A 16,968-nucleotide genomic window follows, 5' to 3' on the forward strand; every position below is an offset into this window, starting at 1 on the left:
AGTGACGTGAACGGTTCAGTTCGCTTGTGTCTGCAGGCGAATCAGATACGAGATATCAAAATTGACGAAAGGGAGAACATTGTCCCGTAGCTGAACAGCGTCCTGGGTGGTGATCTCCGGTTGAGTGGCAATCTGATGGAGGAGGTGTGCAAGGCGGTAAGCCGATTGTGCGATTCGGAGTTTGATGACCGGAGCTGATTTTTTAAAGTAAGCATCGTTGTCGGTTTTGTAGTTGATATACGCTTGAGCTCGGGCTTCCAGCGACTCATTAAACCAGTCGAGCATTCCGGATTTTTTCCATTGAGCCCATTGTTGAGGCGTAGGAGCAGCTATCGTTTGGGCAAAATCGCTCGGTGTTGGCTTTTTTAAATTTTCTTCCTTCTCCATGATTTTATAAATCAGTCCCGTATCCCAAAGCGCGTGCAGATTGGTTTTCTTACCGTACCAAGTCAGGCTCGCACCGTTTCCGCCGATGTCCTCTTTGTAACCCACATGCAGGGGCTGATGAAGGTCCGCAACAAAGTGAATCAAGAATCGAAGGGCCACTCGTTTTTCCTCCTGAGACGAAGAGGATTCTCGAAGCACGTCCTCCGCTCGCATGATGGCTCGTAAGACATCGCCTTTTTTGCGATCTTTTTCTGAAAGCTGCTCCAAATCCTGAAAGTAGTCGGTGTCGCCGATGTTTTTGTAGTGATAGTACTTGGTGTGCTTCCAGTTTTGAACTTCGCGGACATTGTCGGCCCAGACGGCCGCTTCCTCGAAGGTCTGTGTTCCTAAAAGATCTTTAACCAATTTCCGAGCTTCGGGAGTTAAATTCTTTTCGGTAATTTCCGCAATCGCGCGGTGAGCGAAGAAGCCCCATCCCCAAGAGTTTTGGGAAATCAGCCCGAGAGAAAAAATAAGGAGACACATTTGGAATGAATGTCGCACTTACGATTATTGTGTAAGAAAAGGGCAGCTTCTCAAAGCAGATTATGGATGCATACAATAACTTGATCGATTCATGACGTAAAACCAGACTTTACTCCAGGTAATGAAGTTGAGTTTTGTTGTATAGGATCTTCTTTGAAGTGGTCCTTAGGGAGACGGGCTCCATGCCCTCGCCGTTTTCGACGCGCGGGAAACGCGTCGATCGCATCATTAGAGCCGTAACCCCTTTTAGGGATTTTCTCCGAAGCGCTCGAAGTAAATATTTTTCATCAAAGGCATTAAGTTTGATTGCATCCATTTGTCTGAGTGATTGGATTTATCAATGAATTTTTCAAAGAAAATAACCTGACCTTTTTTTACGCCATAAATACGAAAAGTACCTACATCTTTACTCAGGATCGAAGTTTGAAGTATCCATGTTTGAGGAACTACAAGCTTCAAGTGGGAAGACGCTGACGAGTTGAAGCCATTGAGAATCGCACTTATGGACTTTTTTGCTTGAACGCTATGAAGAGGGTTTCGAAAGACCTCGGTCACAATGTATTCGCTGAATTTAACCTGATATATAAACTCACCGACGACGAGTCTATAATTTGTATTAGGTTCAATTTTCTCCGGGTTTTTTGCAAAATCAGTGAGTTGTAGGTGAGTCGCTGGAGTTGCCTTTAAGGAATTTGGGTTTTCAAGCAGTTCCTGGCGGAGAGTTTTTATATCGCGTCCGATTTGGTCGATTTCAATACGAGCCAAAGGATCCTCAGATAGTATTCGGTCCTGAAGTACAGAAAGTTTATTTCGAACTGCGTCTAAAGATTGCATTGCGGATTCTAAATTTCCTTTTTCGGCAGAGCTTCTGGCCAATTGAGTGTAAAGGTCTCGATAAAGCAGTTCCACTTTCGATTCGATTTCTAAAAACCTTTCTATCAGTTGTTCTAAAGGCAGGGTTTCTTTGACTCTGAAAATATTAGTGCACTGATCGGCATGCGCAATTTGTGCTGAACATACTGACAATAGAGAAAGTATTATATGTTTCAAGGCCTGAGCTCCAATTGATCTGCATCTTAAAAGTATACAAATAATCAGCAACTATTATGCCAATGGATGGACTTACGGTTTGACTGTATGGTGGGTTGAAACCAAATATTTTTAGATCGCTCTGCGTCCATTTCTGCGTCGAAATTTAAGTGTTTAGCCAGTGGCTTGATGGGTTCAGTACTGGGCCCTATTTGAACTTCGGGTTTTAGAACAAAGACTCCGGTGGACCACAAGTTTTACACTGGCGCGGAATCCAAATCACCCAGCGTTTCCTATAGAGGAAGACGAATGCTTTTTTGTGTTGGAGTTTTCGAAGATGCTTGAATGCGAGTTCCGCTTCCCGCGGCCTGTTTGAGCAGGCAAGCATTTTCGAAAACTCCAACACAAAAAACGCAAGAGCGACTACATGTTTTTGCTGGAGTAATCTTTCTCACCGCCCGGCTTTTTATCTTTGCCGTAGGAGATGAGCTCGTAAGTGGAGCCGTCGGATTCGTAAACGAAGCGAGCACCCCATGGATCTTTTGGCTCTTCTTTAGCGTAAGGAGTGGGGCCCCAGGATTCGCACGCCGGTTCGCCCGATGGTGCCTTCACCAAGGCGGCTAGACCTTGAGATGTGGAGGGATAAGCCGAGCAGTCTCCCTGATAGGTCTCTAGAGCTTCGGTAATTTGTTGCATCATGATTTTAACTTGTTTGTCGCGCGCACGATCTCGAGCTCCGAAAATACGATTTGCGACGAGACCTAAAATTGTACCGATGATCACCAATACGATCATGATTTCCACAAGTGAGAAACCCCGTTGTTGGCGGCGCTGGGAAAAAGAGAATCGAAAAAACGAATTTAAAGATTTCACAAAGTCCTCCTGTAACATAACTCTTTAAGACTCTAATACAATATCGAGCAAAATTAATGATGTCAGCGATTTTCTACCGTTCAGTACCCAGTTGTAGACCAGGCAGCGGTCATTGCGGCTCTGGTCTGTGGAAGGGAAGTGGAGATTATTCCAATTTTGTCGCGAGATCCATCATTGGGAGGAGGACCGAAATCACGATAAAGCCAATGAGCGCTCCCATAACGATCAACATGATGGGAGAAAGGATGGCCGTAATTCCCTGCACTTCGTTCTTCACCTGGAAATCGTAAGTATCAGCTACTTGATTGAGCATCTTTTCCAATTCGCCGGTTTTTTCTCCGATGCTCACCATGTGAATCACGATGGGCGGGAATTGGTTTGATTTTTTAAGTGGGCCGGCGATGGATTCCCCTTCGCGAATGTTATCGCGAGCTTCTTCCACCGCTTTTGCCAAAACTTCATTATCGACAACGTTACGGACGATGTCCATGGCATTGAGCATCGGCACGCCACCGGAAAGTAATGTCGAAAGCGTTCGAGTGAAGCGGGATACGGCCACCATTCTTGCAATTCGACCAATAATAGGAAGTTTGAGAGTGATCGCGTCCCATGCGGCGCGACCTGCCGCTGAATTTTTCCAGCGATTAAAGACAAACCAAGCTCCGATGGCCGCAATAATAATAAACATCCAGTTTTCTACCATGAAGCCGCTCATATCCATGACGATCTGGGTGTACCAGGGGATTTCCATTCCAGTGTCGATTAAAATTCCTGTGATCTGCGGCAGCACATAGACAAACATGCCCATCAAAATTAATACCATCAGCACAAGCATCAAAACCGGATACATCATCGCAGATTTCACTCGGGCTTTGAGTTCGGCCCGAGCCTCGGTGAATTCCGCAAGACGCAAAAGAATCGTGTCGAGAGAGCCAGACATTTCTCCGGCACTCACCATCGAAATAAAAATATTATCAAAGGCCCGAGGGTATTTCCCAAAGGCCTTCGCTAATGTGCTTCCTTCGTTGACCTGGTTGCGGCAGTCGGCAAGAACTTCTTTAAGATAGGGATTTTCCATCTGATCGGAAACGGCACCTAAGCAATCCACAAGTGGAATTTGCGCGCGCACGAGGGACGAAAGCTGGCGGGTTAAATTCGAAATATCATCGATCTTCACTTTCCCCGAAGTCATCGAGGCGGCCGGTGTTTTCTTTTTTTGCTGCGCTTTACTTTTATCGTGAAGAGCTAATACGTAAATGCCGTCTTTTTTTAGTTTAAGGCGTGCCGTTCGCTGGCTATCCGCATCGATAATGTCGTTGATCGTTTTGCCAGCTTTATTGAGGCCTTTGTACTGATAGACGGGCATAAATTATAAATCCGTTTGGGTGTTCGATAAAACTTCTTCAATGGTCGTGATGCCGTGGAGGACTTTTTCGATTCCGTGATCTCGGAAGGTACGCATGCCTTGCTCTACAGCCTTACGTTTAATAATGTTTGAGTCTTTTCGTTGCATGACCAACGACCGCACTTCTTCGGTGACGGTAAGAAGCTCTTCAATCAAAGTTCGACCGAGATAACCTTTGTAATTGCACTTGTCACAACCGACAGCCTTATGGATACGTCCTTGGCGAACCGCATCCCGCGGTATCTCGAGATTTGCGAGTTCCGCATCGGTCGGAGTGTGTGGTTGTTTGCAATGTGGGCAAAGGACACGAATAAGTCGCTGAGAAATAACGCCGAGTAATGACGTGGCAATTAAAAACGGTTCACATCCCATATCGATCATCCGCGGGAAAGCTCCGGCGGCATCGTTGGTGTGAATGGTCGATAACACTAAGTGACCTGTGAGAGAGGAGTTAATGGCAATCTCCGCCGTTTCCAAATCACGAATCTCCCCGATCATAATCACATCGGGATCTTGACGGAGGATGGCGCGCAGTCCGCTCGCAAAGGTCAGTCCAATTTTCGCGTTCACTTGAATTTGTCCGATGCCTTGAATTCGCTGTTCCACGGGATCTTCAACAGTGATGATGTTCGTATCGATTGAATTCATGCGCGACAAACACGCATAAAGTGTTGTCGACTTTCCCGAACCGGTAGGGCCAGTGACAAGTAAAATTCCGTAGGTTCTCGAAATTAAATCCACGATATTTTTGAGATCGGTTTCTGCAAAACCCAATTGCTCTAAAGATAAAATCACGTTAGATCGATCTTGAAGACGCATCACCAGGCGCTCTCCAAAGGCGGTCGGTACGCTATTCAGACGAATATCGATGTCTTTTCCGCCAATTCGCAGTGGAATACGACCATCCTGAGGCAAACGTTTTTCGGCGATGTTCAAATTACCCATAACTTTGATACGTGAGGTGATCGCGTTCTGAAGTTTTTTAGGCGGCTTGTAAATATCATAAAGAATACCATCAACTCGGAGACGCACGACCATTTCTTTTTCGTAAGGTTCAATGTGAATGTCCGAGGCTTTTTCTTTGACGGCACGAGAAAGTAGCGTGTTCACGAGTTTAATCACCGGAGCTTCGTCGTCGGATTCTAAAAGATCAACGATCGGATCATCAAGATCATAATCTTCGCTCTCGATATCTTCTAATCCGTCGAGAGTCGCAGTTCCTTTTTCGTAGACTCGGTTGATCGCATCGAGAAGTTTAATTTTAGAAACAACGATCGGTGACACATCTTTTTTGAAGATCGTGCGAAGATCATCAAACGCGCTAAAGTTGAGCGGGTTTGTTGTGTAAACGTAAACGGTATCTTTGTCTTCTCGGGAGGCGAGGACTTCTTTATTTTTGGCGTAGTTGATAGAGATATTGCGAATCATCTCCATGGAAATATCATTGACCGGAATGTCTTTTTGATACGCAAAACCCAACTTTGAACAAAACTGCGATAAGAGATCTTCGTGATTGGGGTCCTTCAGCATCGCCAAATAATTATCAAGTGTGATTGAGCCTTCGATTGTGGAATCCAAAAGCGCTCGCATCTGCGATTCGCTAAGGCTTGTGACTTTTAAAAGGACATTCTCGTGGGGGGTATCTACGCTGGCCATAGGCTTAAGTTTAGAGGAATTCTGTGGTCTAGGGCAAGTGTTGAGCGACCAAGCAGGACGTCTAGGTCCCCATGGGGCGCTCTCACAGAAATCTATTTAGAATATGCCTAAATTCAGTTAGAATAATAACGTGAAACGCCAATCCACAAATCGTTTGATTTTGCTCGCTTTTATCATCGTCATGATTGGTGGTGTAGGATTATTTGTCTGGGATAAGTACGGTTCGGGCGATGGGGGATCGCGGGATGTCATTGGGCGGTTTCTTCAGTCCGAAGGGAATGTCGAATACAAGGATAACAGCTTTAGCAGTTGGTCTGCGGTGAAGGATCAGCGCGATGTCGTGAATGAGAGCACGGTTTTTACTCACGAAAAATCCAATGCGACCGTGGATGTTCTGGGTGTGGCCCTGCAAATCAAAGAGAACAGTTTGGTGAAAATTGTTCGCCCTCCCAATAAAAGTGGGATTTTCGAGATGGGCTTTGGATCTTTAATTTTTCGAAGCACAAACCCGCAAAGTATTACTTTACTTGTGAACAATCAGCCGATGGAGATCAATCTTGGTAACAATGGGCAAGTGCAGTTTGTTCAGGAGCTCAATAGTCCTCAGGTGAGAGTGGTTCCTTTGTCAGGCGCTGTTACAGTCAAAAAGAATGGCCGAGCTCATCCCTTAAAAAAAGGGGAAGAGTTAATTTTTGAGAAAGATAAGCCGGCTCCTACGGTGGCTTCGGCTATTCCGCAAGCACCTCCAGCCCCGGTGCCGCCCCCTCAAGAGGCTGTCGCAACGGCTTCCGATGTTCCGTCCACCGAAGAAGTTCCCTTAGAGTCTTCGCAAGCAGAACCGACTCCCGAGCCCGAAGAGGCGGTGCCGACTGTGGTTGAGAATCCAGTCCCGGTTGAGCCACCACCGGCAGCGCCAGAGCCTCCGAAAGTTGTCGAAGCCCCAAAACTTCCTCCGGGTCCCACTTCGGCGGAGCTTTTAACCCTGAAAGAGCTTAAGCGAAAGCCGGCAGCGACGTTGTCGACAGCCAAAGCTGAGTTTAATTCAACGACTCCGGCGGAGGTCATTTACTCGTGGAACAAGAAGCCGGGCATTGATGAATACGAAGTGTGGTGGTCTAAAAAGAGTGCAGATGGGTCTGTTTTCGTTGATCAAGAGGTGGTTAAAAAAGGGTCGCAACTAAAACTATCTTATAGTGAGGCCGCCGATGTGACGGTGAAAGTGCGTGGGTTGTTAAAAAATGGTCAATCTACAGCATGGTCCGATACGCAAGATTTTATCGTTCGTAAAGAAGAGCCTCCACAAATATCTCAAGTGAAAGTGGCGGGTCGAGTGATCAAGAAAAAGAAAGATCTCGATCAAAATGTGGATGTCACCGTAGAGTTTTCTAAAGCCTTAGAAAAAGACGCTGAAGTTCACTTTGTGAATAGAAAGACGGGCGAAGTGATTAAACATAATGTTTCTGCCGCCGCGACAGATTTTAAAACCCAGCTTCCACCAGGGGGTTACGAATATTATACCGTCCTCAACGGCGAGAGATCTCCCGCTTCAGCGACAAGTGGAGAGCTTTTGGAAGTGGCTCATAAATACGAACCTCCTAAGACTTCATTTATGCCGGTAAAATCTAAACCCAAGCCTAAAAAGAAAAAGCCAAAGGTCGAAACTCTGGCGGATCCGAATATTCTTTAAGATTTAAAATTGAAACGAAGTAAAGATTTGAATGTTGTAGATCGAGAAGTCGGCCGAACCGACGCTTTCAATAATGTTGTCATTATAGTTAAAATCATATTGATAGGTCTGACCTAAAAGCAGCAAACCTAAACGAACATTTCGAACCGGATAGGAAACAGTCATTCCGTACTCATAAAACATGGGCGACTTGAGGGTGATTTGTTCGCCGCCTTCGGCTTTCGCCGAGACGGGCATTTGGTAACGAGCCGAAATATCGATCGTAAAATTTCCAAGTTGCTTTAAAGCCCACGCACCAACGCCAGCGGTGGTGATGGTGTTTCCTTTATGAATGAGGTCACCGGTGGAGTCGACATGAATAAAAGGGAGTAGAGTATAGCTTAATCCTCCGCGAAGTCCCCACATCCAGTTCGATCTTGGTTTCGATAAAGTCCAAAGAGTTTCGAGATTCATCGCGGACCAATCGTACTTGTCGACACTAACTCGGGCGCTCGGTGTCTGTGTGTAATTAGAAGATCCTCTTTTATAAGAAAAAAACGTGCTCCATTTTCGAGACCATCGGTACTGAACTTTGGCATGAATGGACGGGAAGGAGAAGTCGTTGTGCTTAAGAATAGCGCGTTGGGGGAGAGTTTGCGAATAAGCGACACCGTTGAGGCCCAGGCCAAACGCCGCTTTCCATTTTCTAATGACGGGAGGAGGTCTCTTAACCGCCAAAGTAAAGTCGTCGGTTTCCACTTCTTCTTCCGCCTCGACTTCTTCTTGAGCTTCGGCCACGATTTCTTTCTGAACTTTCGATGTTTTTTGAGTGCGACGAGATATTTTCGCAGGAGGAGCCGCAGCTGTCTCTTGAGCCCACACTGTCCCTTGCATCAAAGGGATTGAAAGAGCGAGGCTAAAAAGTGCAACAAATATCTTCATATAGTCCCAGTGTAAAAACATTCCCCCCCCCGCTGACAAGAGGTTCCAGCTCCCTCCGTGCACTTATTCCCAAAGATAGTTCGAACGCTCCTCGGATATATGAATTTCTGGGGGCCTTTTCTTTCATCACATCGGGTCACACGTTTTGCTAAATTGTGAGAATATGCCCAGACCTATCACAGTGCTGCAGTCCGATTTTCCGTATCACGTATCAGCTCGTTGCATTAATAAAGAATGGTTTTCTGTACCGATGGAGGAGGTCTGGGAGATTATGTCGGAGCAACTCCATTTTATTCACCATGCTTTTGATCTGCAAATTATCTCTTTCGTGTTGATGTCAAATCACTTTCATCTCATAGTACGAACACCGAATTGTAACATCGATTTAGCAATGAGTTGGTTTATGAGAGAGACCAGTAGAACCCTTACGAGAGCTGGCAATCGAATCAATCAGACTTACTGTGGGCGTTATTTTCGTAGTATCATCGAATCTGAGCATTATCTGAAGAATGCATATAAATATGTTTATTATAATCCAGTTCAAGCGGGTATCTGCGAGAACGTAAATGATTACCCTTTTAGCACACTATATGGACTTCTAGGCCGTAAGAGTCTTTACATACCGGTAGAGGAAGACTTTATTTTGTTTCAAGAAACTGAAGAGACACTTCGGTGGTTGAATTGCACACCAATGGTTGATAACTGGGAAGCGGTACGAAAAGGTCTGCGTTGGAATAGATTTAAACTACCCAAGCGAAATGGAAGATTGCACGTCTTAGAAAATGACCTTTTGTGATGTGGATAAGTGCACGGAGGGAGCTGGAACCTTCTCGCCCGCGAGGGCGAGATCATCAGTTGGAGTTAGATTTTTTGTAATCAAGGAACCTGGAACCTATTCGGTTTCGATGTCTAGGGCTTCGGACTCGGTGGGGTCGGAATCTATTTTTTGGTCTTCGAGTTTGAACTCGTCAGCGCTGTCGGCATATTTTGTTAAACCGGCGAGAGCTTCACCAAATGGGTCGCGACCGTTGGCGCTCTTTTTCACCCAGTCCACTCGCTGATTTAAAGCAAGATTTAACATCTTCTTGTGATCGGCGGAGTTGCGAATAATTTTGGGCGACAGGAACACTAAAAGATTTCCTTTTTGGCGAGACACTGTGCGACTCTTAAACAGCCAGCCCAATACAGGGATGTCCCCTAAGAAAGGAATTTTTTCCTCAGTTAAAGAGTCACTATCTGTGACTAAGCCCCCAAGAACTGCAGCATCACCACTTGATAGAGTTAAGTTAGTTTTGAGAGTTCGTTTTGTGATCCCTTGCGACTGATCAGCAAGGTTCTTTGCGAGAATCGGTCGCGTACTAATGTCATTTACTTTTTGTTCAATATTCAATCGCAGTACGTCGGAGTCAGGGCTAATGTATGGAGTTAGTTTAAGTGACGTCGTTGCATCTTTGAACGTTGGAGTGAATGCCTGCGCTCCACCCACACCCTGGTTCGTCGTTAGACCGACAGGAATTTCATCTCCCACCTCGATAAACGCTTCTTCGTTATCCATCGCTAAAAGTTTAGGCGTTGATAAGATGTTCGAGTCTGTATTCGACTGGATGAACTGAATAAATGCGAGCAGGTTCGGGACTAGAATATTCTTCCCACCAATGTTGATGCTTACTTTTTTATTTTTATCGCCAAAACCAAGAATCGCACCTTTAGAGGTGATATCTTGAACTTTTCCAAAATCAGCGAAGTTAAATCCAGCCCGGGCAATACCGTTATCTGATTGAGCTGCATCCGGTGAGCCACCAATGAATTTCAAACCACCAACGCCCCAGTTAAAGTTTCGATTGGATTTCATTTCGACAATGTAAGCTTCGATAAAAACTTGATCCTTAGGGATATCGATTTTGCCCATAAGGCTTAGGAATGTTTGATAATCCTGCTTATTTGCGGTGATGATCATGCTGTTTGTATTTTCGTCAGCTTTGATGACGATATCCCCACCAAAAATTTGCGCTTTTTGCTGAGGGGGTTTAAATGCGGCGGGATTGTTCGGGTCCGAAGCGGGGGCCGCGGACGTTGCCTTCTTGTCGGCCTCTTGAACCAGGCCATTTAGAGTGTCGGCAATCTTTTTGGCTTCGCCGTGGCGAACATAGTAAACGTACACGCCGCCAGATTCTGATGGATCTAAAGGGTAATCCAATTGAGCCACGAGTTTTACGATACGCTCGATACCTTGGCTGTTCCCCACGACGATGATGGAGTTGGTGCGTTCATCTGGAGAAACTAAAGACAAGGATTCGTCTTTTTCCTTTTCGCCAAAACGAGAGGCGGGGCGGAACGTGTTTTGATTTTTATTTTCGCCTTTGTTGATGATCTTGGTGATCAGTTCGGCGATATCTTTGGCCTTGGCATTTTTAATATTGATCACTTTGAGCTGCTCTTCGAAACCGGGTTTGTCGAGCTCTTCAAGAACGCGCATGATGCGCTCAATGTTCGATCCGAGGTCGGTGATGATCAAAGAGTTTGTTTTTTCGTACGCCGCCATCTGCCCTTGCTTTGATTTGATGACGTTTTGGAAGGTTTTTTGAACGTCCTCGGCGCTGATGAATTTTAAACGAATGATGCGTGTGATGAGCTGATCGCCATTCGGATAGTAAGCACCCGCATAGGTTTCAATGGAATCACTCTTGGCATCATCAATTTTACGGATTTTTAAAAACTTGCCGGAAGGAACGACGGTCATCCCGTTCATGGAGAGAGCCGAAAGGAAGGCTTCCCACGCCTCCGCCACGGTGATTTTGCGAGGAGCAATGATCGTAATTTTTCCGGAAAGGTTCTGTTCAAAAATAAAGTTTTTCCCAGTGAGGCGGGCCATCGCATTGACGACGTCAGAGATGGGCGCATCTTTGTAATCGAAGCTCTCAACGATATCCGGAAAGTTTTTATTGGTAATATCCTCGGGCTGAGCATCCGAAAGAGGAATCTTGCCAGATCCTGTGATCGGCGTGATTGAACCTGATCCTGAGGAAGATGAGGACGAGAAGTTGGAGCTTGTTCCTCCGCCGAAAGTAGAACCGGAAGAGGGTTCGCTGCTGCGAGATGGAGCTCCAAATCGACCACCACCAAAACGAGGCGCAGGACGAAAGCGACTGGGCTCAGAGGATCCTGAGGAGGGCTCGGGCGGCGCCGTTATTTCGTTGTCCAAATTTTGCGTGGGAGGAGGAAGCTCTTCGCTCTCCTCGAGCAGCTCGCTGTCAAAGTCCTCATCTTGCGCAAACGTGTGCGATGGTGCTGACAAGTTGATGGTCACAGCAGCTAATGCTAATAGCAGAAAATTTTTCATCGGAATCCTTCCTCGTCGTAACTTCGTCCTTGAGATATCGGTGTGTGAACCTAAACCAGAAAGACATTGGTTTGAGCGAAAACGGACTCGGCAAGGCGCGAGGACGAAGCGCTAGCAACGCGCTATCGAGAGGACGAGTAACGCAGTCCGAGTGCGTTTGCAGCCAAAGCAATGTCTTTCTGGTTTAAGTTCACACACCTATATTAAAACTTAAAAGAATTAATAGCTTAAGCACGAAGTGTAGGAAGGTCGTGTGGAGCGGGGCAAAGGTCGAGTCGGAGCTCGCTTGCGCCTAACAGTTGGGTGAGCCGTCTGGCCCAACAGCGAGGTCAGGGGGAGACAACACGCATCGGGGTTGCGATAATTTCTACAAGCACTCATTGTTAAGTCAGTAGGGAAACATGGCGTTTGATTTTTCTAAGATTACCAAAAGATTTACGGGTGGGGATCGTCCCCCTTTCGAAAAATATTATTTTACGATTCTGATTCTTTTTGTGGCGTATCTTGTCGCCGATGTTTCTACCCTTTATGTGCGTCAGTATTTACTTCCGCAAAATCCACCCCCGCGAAAGATAGCACCTCCGGATCAGATGCAACGCAATTACACGTTCACCGAAATCATTCCGCAAAATATTTTTAATGCCGATAAAAAAATCCCTCCTTCTTTGGGTGAAGTCGAAGGTGGTGGCGGCCCCGCCGATGGGGCACCTCGTTTGTCTCAGCTTCCACTGGAACTTTTAGGAACCATCGTGCACGCGGACCCTACGCGATCTTTGGCCACGATCGTTCTCAAAGGGCAAAATAAAGTGGAGCCATTTAGGGTGGCCGAGAAGATCATGGACCTTGCGGAGATCAAAGAGATTCAACGCGAAAAAATTATTTTTAGAAATCTCCGCACTCAGATTCTTGAGTATATTGAAGTCCCCAAAGATGAGCGGATCGTGATCAATACGCAGCGAGGAGCAAGTCTGCCCGGCCCAGCTCCTAAGACCACGGCGGATCAAACCGACTTTACATTTCCACGAGCCGAAATCGACAAAAAGTTAGAAAATCTCCAAGAGCTGCTTCAAGCCGCCCGAGTGGTTCCCGAAATCGGTCCTGACTCCCGAGTGGTGGGTTACCGAATGGTCGAGCTTCAACCCGGTAGTATGTTTGGAAAAATGGGAATGAAGCTGGGGGATGTCATCGAAGAAGTGAATGGCGTCGCCGTCACCAATGCTCAACAGGCTTTGGAACTTTACCAAACCATGAAGAGCGAGAATAATTTTAAAGTAAAGATCAGGCGGAATGGGACGTCGGTCGACATGAACTACACGCTTCAATAAGTTGAGCCCTCGCTTTTCCTGATTCTGAAATTCATCGAAAAATAATTAAAGACCTTTTGAGAGACGCGGGCTCCTGCCCTCGCCCGTTTTTTCGGGCAGGAGTCCCGAAAATCGCTTCACGCTAACGGGAGGTCTCTCCAAAGGTCTTTAATTATTTTTCGATGAATTTCAGAATCAGGAAAAGAAACTCGCGCCCAAGCACGCTGAATGATTTTTCCGTTATAAAAATAAATATTCTTTAAAACGGAAAAAGCTGGAGTTCATTTTTTTGGGTGAGTGTTTATTGGGCGGTTTTGTTGGGATTTTGTGAGGGGGATTAACGTTTTTGTAGGTCTTGCGGTGCATTCAAAGGGTGTGGGTTATGGGAGGGATAAGCAGGACCCTGTTAGTGCGGTGGGCTTAAAAATATTACCTATACGTTTGTAAATTATCTGGATTCCAATTTGGTACCAGCGAGGATATCTGTGTCCTCGGGTCTGATTCGAGTGCGTGAGTGCGAGAGTCATTGGGTTTCAAAAAAAGGGAACAATTTATTCGGGGGAATAACTATGAATTCGGTTCTAGTTTTTGCGGGGAGATCAGCGGTCGATAACGAATCGCTGAGATGGCAGATTTTGCGGGTGCCTGAGGTGACACAAGTTCTCAGAGAAGCACAAAAGGTGCTTGATGTTTGTGCGGGTGAGTCAAAAGACATAGTGAGTTTTTTACAGTCGGAAAACAAGGCCTACTTGTCGGGTGGATTGTGGAGAGAGCTGGCTTCTCAACTGATTCAAATCGGCCTCTACAGAAGATACAAAAAATTCTATTCAAATACACGCTTCCTCATCGGCGAAGCGGGAGCGGTTTCAGCCCTCAAGGTCTGCGTTCAGCAAGCGTCGATCACAGATTTGGTGGTGGCGTTCACGGAACAAATGTCCGAGCGCGTGGAGAACGAAAAGTGCACCGAGTTTTTAGTGGGCCATGCTTTGGAAACGTCGAGAGTCTTCGAGGCCAAAGGCGACGCATACGAAATGATCTCCGAAGGAAAAGACACCTTGGGTCTAATTGATTTTGTCGCCAAAGACTTTTTGATTGATCAAGTGATCACCTTTGGAACCATCGGTGGGATTGAGGCCGTACTGTCGATTCACGATCTCGGCATGATGGAATCTGTGGTGATGGATCCCCTCTTAGGGTGGTTGGTTCCGTACCTTAAAGCCGCTTAAGAATTTTTTAGGGCTTGAAGTCCCTCGACGATATGTTCGAGGGCGAGAGCTAATTTTTTTTGTGTCTGTGCAAACAGCGTATCGATCTTCTGTTTGGAAACTTCATTCATATAAGCGGCGCGGTTGAGCTCCACCTGAACCGTGTGATGCTTGAGCTCCGGGCGACCGTACATCTGCGTAATACCGCCTCCAAAGTAAGGCCAATTGTAGGCCACACTGAATCCCACCTTCTGGTAGCTGTCTTGAATCAAATCAACGAAATCTTTTCGACTGCTTTTTCCATGAAAATCACTCACGACAATATCGGCGCGCTTTTGCCCGGGATCGGTGTGCATGGCCGTCCCTTGAGAAGGCATGCTGTGCAGGTCGATATGAAAGATTTCGTCCTTTTTAAAACTTTTCCCCAGTTGAGCGACATTTTGATGAAAAGGAGTGTAATGCTCGCGAACGAGCTCATTATGCAGCTCCATCGGCATGGGCTGCGGAATGAGTTTTTCTCCAAAAGTTGTGATCGACCAATGTAACCCTTTGGGGTGGGATCCCACGGGAAATTGGGCTCCGATCACCGCATCGGCATCGAACTCCTCCGGTTTGCGATTGAGATCGATCACGTAACGATGACAATGGGCTATAATGTGAGGAATTTTAAGATCGTCGATCGCAGGCTTGTACAATTGGTCGACGTAGCGGTCCACATCGCGCATCAGTACCACTTCGGGTAAATTGAGCAGCCAAGGAGTGCTTGGTGGCACGAATTCACCCGAGTGGGGAATAGTAACGAAAAAAGCTTTTTTGGAGTCTTGAGAACCCATTTAGCCCATGTTAATCTGTCGGAGCTTTTGAAGCAAGACGCACAGAACTTAGGAGCAGCAGTGACCACCTCAAAAATTTACACTCGAAGTGGCGATAAAGGCACGACTAGCCTAGTGACCGGCGATCGCGTCAGTAAATCAGATCTCCGTCTGGAGGTTTACGGCACCGTGGACGAGTTAAACTCCTGTGTTGGGGTTCTCATCGCATTCTTAGAAACTTCGCAAATTCCTGCGGACGCCTTCGCGGCGATGAAGAGCGCGCTCACCCGTGTCCAAAATCAGTTGTTTAACGTCGGCAGTCAGTTGGCGTGCAATGACAAAAAAATTGCGGAGAAATTACCGCAGATCGAATCCGCGCACATCCAGGCTCTCGAAAATGAGATGGATCGGATGTCGAATCACCTGACGGAGCTTAAAAATTTTATTCTTCCCGGAGGATCCCATCCCGGAGCTTATGCGCACATCGCACGCACCGTTTGTCGTCGTGCCGAAAGAATGTGCTGCAAACTGGCCGAAGAGCAAGAGATTCCGGCTCTCATTATTCCTTACCTCAATCGTCTGAATGATTACTTTTTTGTGTTGGCTCGTTACATTAATGCGGAACTTAAAGTCAAAGACGTGGTTTGGGAAAAATAAATGTTTGATTTTGTAGAGGCCGAGGAGAAACATTCCCCTCTGTTGCAAAAATTCTATCAAGAGCAGACCGTGGTTGGTCACGTGAACTTTGCGGTTCAGAGAACGCATAGTTTTTTCGATCACTACCGATTGCTTTCCGATGACTTCTCGACGGTCATGCTTCTGGATCAAGAGAGGAATATTGTTGCGGCCGCCACAATGACATTTGTTCGTGCTTACGTGGATCGTCAGGAGCAACTTGTCGCTTACATCAGCGATCTTCGAGTGGCCTCGCAGAGATTGGCCATTCAGCAGTGGGCCAATTATTTTGTCCCACACTTCTATAAAAAGATCGAAGAGAAAAAATCGAAATACGTGTTTACCGTCATCGAGCAGTACGAGAGTCAAGCCTACAACGCGCTTCTTAGGCCCCAAAAGCTAAAGCGCTCCTTGCCGCACTACTTTCTCCTTCGAAAGATGTATCAAGTGTTCTATTTGGGCATGTTGCCGTGGGCGGCTCGTCCCAGCACGACCATTCGTGTGACGCACGCATGGAGCAGCGATATCGAAGAGATCTGCGAATATCTGACTCAGAAAAAAGTGGGGAGTCCAATGTTTTCGCATCTGACTCCCGACGGACTGGCGCGCAAATTCGAAACTTGGCCTCAGTTTTTTATCAATAACTTTTTAGTCGCGCGGAACATGAAGAATCAGATCGTGGGTTGTATGGCTCCGTGGAACAATCGCGATGTTCAACAGCTGATCGTCAAAGACTACCACGACGAGGGACTTCTTCTTTATCAAACCACTCAGCTGGTTTCTCCACTTCGATTTATGCACGCCATGCCTGGAGTCGATAAGCCTGCAAGTCTTAAGTACATCACTCACTGTGCGGTGGATAATGCGGAAGTCTTTTATTCACTGATGTACAATGCCTACAACGAAACTCGTCGGGGTGAGATCCTTGTGCACACCAGTTTTTATGGGGACTATTTCACTCGCGCTCCCGAGAATTTCTTTTCGACGAAGGTGCCCTATGGTTTTTACACCGTTCTTCCGCCCGAGCAGGACCTTCCGAAGTTTTTACAGCCGAATCAGTTTACCCCTCCGCCGGACTTTAACTTCGTTCATCTTTAAAAAAGACACAGAAGACCTCATTTATCGAACCGAAAGGCTCACAGCCTCGAA

General features: G+C 46.5%; 14 protein-coding genes. 6 read left to right on the forward strand and 8 right to left on the reverse strand.

Annotated features, from left to right (window positions below; translation table 11 throughout):
- Positions 1-15: 15 nt before the first annotated feature.
- From K2Q26_13990 to gspE, 5 genes are all read right to left on the reverse strand, one after another.
- A complete protein-coding gene (locus K2Q26_13990) occupies positions 16-912 on the reverse strand; it encodes a S1/P1 nuclease (protein MBY0316630.1) in 897 nt (298 codons plus the stop codon).
- A gap of 246 nt (positions 913-1,158) precedes the next feature.
- Positions 1,159-2,013 (reverse strand): hypothetical protein, encoded by an 855-nt coding sequence (locus tag K2Q26_13995; protein ID MBY0316631.1) that lies wholly within the window; start codon positions 2,011-2,013, stop codon positions 1,159-1,161.
- 351 nt (positions 2,014-2,364) lie between these two features.
- A complete protein-coding gene (gene gspG, locus K2Q26_14000; protein ID MBY0316632.1) occupies positions 2,365-2,814 on the reverse strand; it encodes a type II secretion system major pseudopilin GspG in 450 nt (149 codons plus the stop codon).
- A gap of 145 nt (positions 2,815-2,959) precedes the next feature.
- A complete protein-coding gene (gene gspF, locus K2Q26_14005) occupies positions 2,960-4,180 on the reverse strand; it encodes a type II secretion system inner membrane protein GspF (protein ID MBY0316633.1) in 1,221 nt (406 codons plus the stop codon).
- Between the two features lie 3 nt (positions 4,181-4,183).
- Positions 4,184-5,875: a type II secretion system ATPase GspE gene (gspE, locus tag K2Q26_14010; GenBank protein ID MBY0316634.1), complete on the reverse strand. Its 1,692-nt coding sequence runs from the start codon at positions 5,873-5,875 to the stop codon at positions 4,184-4,186.
- A 130-nt stretch (positions 5,876-6,005) separates the two neighbouring features.
- Between gspE and K2Q26_14015 the strand changes: the two genes are divergently transcribed.
- Positions 6,006-7,562, forward strand: coding sequence for a hypothetical protein (locus tag K2Q26_14015; protein MBY0316635.1), 1,557 nt, complete (start codon positions 6,006-6,008; stop codon positions 7,560-7,562).
- 3 nt (positions 7,563-7,565) lie between these two features.
- Here the strand turns inward: K2Q26_14015 and K2Q26_14020 are convergent, their stop codons facing one another.
- Positions 7,566-8,504: a hypothetical protein gene (locus K2Q26_14020; GenBank protein ID MBY0316636.1), complete on the reverse strand. Its 939-nt coding sequence runs from the start codon at positions 8,502-8,504 to the stop codon at positions 7,566-7,568.
- Between the two features lie 142 nt (positions 8,505-8,646).
- Between K2Q26_14020 and K2Q26_14025 the strand changes: the two genes are divergently transcribed.
- A complete protein-coding gene (locus K2Q26_14025; protein ID MBY0316637.1) occupies positions 8,647-9,279 on the forward strand; it encodes a transposase in 633 nt (210 codons plus the stop codon).
- Positions 9,280-9,375: 96 nt separating this feature from the next.
- On the opposite strand, the gene gspD is transcribed toward K2Q26_14025, so the two are convergent.
- Positions 9,376-11,823: a type II secretion system secretin GspD gene (gspD, locus tag K2Q26_14030; protein ID MBY0316638.1), complete on the reverse strand. Its 2,448-nt coding sequence runs from the start codon at positions 11,821-11,823 to the stop codon at positions 9,376-9,378.
- Positions 11,824-12,224: 401 nt separating this feature from the next.
- Here gspD and K2Q26_14035 point away from each other — a divergent pair, with 401 nt between their 5' ends.
- Together K2Q26_14035 and K2Q26_14040 are read left to right on the forward strand one after the other, a co-directional pair.
- Positions 12,225-13,148, forward strand: a complete 924-nt coding sequence (locus K2Q26_14035) for a hypothetical protein (GenBank protein ID MBY0316639.1) — start codon at positions 12,225-12,227, stop codon at positions 13,146-13,148.
- 548 nt (positions 13,149-13,696) lie between these two features.
- Positions 13,697-14,353, forward strand: a complete 657-nt coding sequence (locus tag K2Q26_14040; protein MBY0316640.1) for a hypothetical protein — start codon at positions 13,697-13,699, stop codon at positions 14,351-14,353.
- Here the strand turns inward: K2Q26_14040 and K2Q26_14045 are convergent.
- Positions 14,350-15,165: an N-formylglutamate amidohydrolase gene (locus K2Q26_14045; protein MBY0316641.1), complete on the reverse strand. Its 816-nt coding sequence runs from the start codon at positions 15,163-15,165 to the stop codon at positions 14,350-14,352. The genes K2Q26_14040 and K2Q26_14045 overlap by 4 nt on opposite strands.
- A 60-nt stretch (positions 15,166-15,225) precedes the next feature.
- Here K2Q26_14045 and K2Q26_14050 point away from each other — a divergent pair, with 60 nt between their 5' ends.
- Positions 15,226-15,801, forward strand: a complete 576-nt coding sequence (locus tag K2Q26_14050) for a cob(I)yrinic acid a,c-diamide adenosyltransferase (GenBank protein MBY0316642.1) — start codon at positions 15,226-15,228, stop codon at positions 15,799-15,801.
- Positions 15,802-16,917 carry a hypothetical protein gene (locus K2Q26_14055; GenBank protein ID MBY0316643.1) on the forward strand — a complete coding sequence of 372 codons (1,116 nt, stop codon included), beginning with the start codon at positions 15,802-15,804 and terminating at the stop codon, positions 16,915-16,917. It abuts the gene before it with no gap.
- The last annotated feature ends 51 nt before the right edge of the window (positions 16,918-16,968 follow it).

Source organism: Bdellovibrionales bacterium, assembly GCA_019750295.1.
In the GTDB taxonomy this organism is placed as follows: Bacteria; Bdellovibrionota; Bdellovibrionia; order Bdellovibrionales; family JAGQZY01; genus JAIEOS01.

Coding starts and splice junctions, on each gene's coding strand:
- gspE (MBY0316634.1), bottom strand. CDS start 5,875: ATGGCCAGCGTAGATACCCCCCACGAGAATGTCCTTTTAAAAGTCACA.
- gspF (MBY0316633.1), bottom strand. CDS start 4,180: ATGCCCGTCTATCAGTACAAAGGCCTCAATAAAGCTGGCAAAACGATC.
- K2Q26_14045 (MBY0316641.1), bottom strand. CDS start 15,165: ATGGGTTCTCAAGACTCCAAAAAAGCTTTTTTCGTTACTATTCCCCAC.
- K2Q26_14035 (MBY0316639.1), top strand. CDS start 12,225: ATGGCGTTTGATTTTTCTAAGATTACCAAAAGATTTACGGGTGGGGAT.
- K2Q26_14020 (MBY0316636.1), bottom strand. CDS start 8,504: ATGTTTTTACACTGGGACTATATGAAGATATTTGTTGCACTTTTTAGC.
- gspD (MBY0316638.1), bottom strand. CDS start 11,823: ATGAAAAATTTTCTGCTATTAGCATTAGCTGCTGTGACCATCAACTTG.
- K2Q26_14025 (MBY0316637.1), top strand. CDS start 8,647: ATGCCCAGACCTATCACAGTGCTGCAGTCCGATTTTCCGTATCACGTA.
- K2Q26_13990 (MBY0316630.1), bottom strand. CDS start 912: ATGTGTCTCCTTATTTTTTCTCTCGGGCTGATTTCCCAAAACTCTTGG.
- K2Q26_14040 (MBY0316640.1), top strand. CDS start 13,697: ATGAATTCGGTTCTAGTTTTTGCGGGGAGATCAGCGGTCGATAACGAA.
- K2Q26_14055 (MBY0316643.1), top strand. CDS start 15,802: ATGTTTGATTTTGTAGAGGCCGAGGAGAAACATTCCCCTCTGTTGCAA.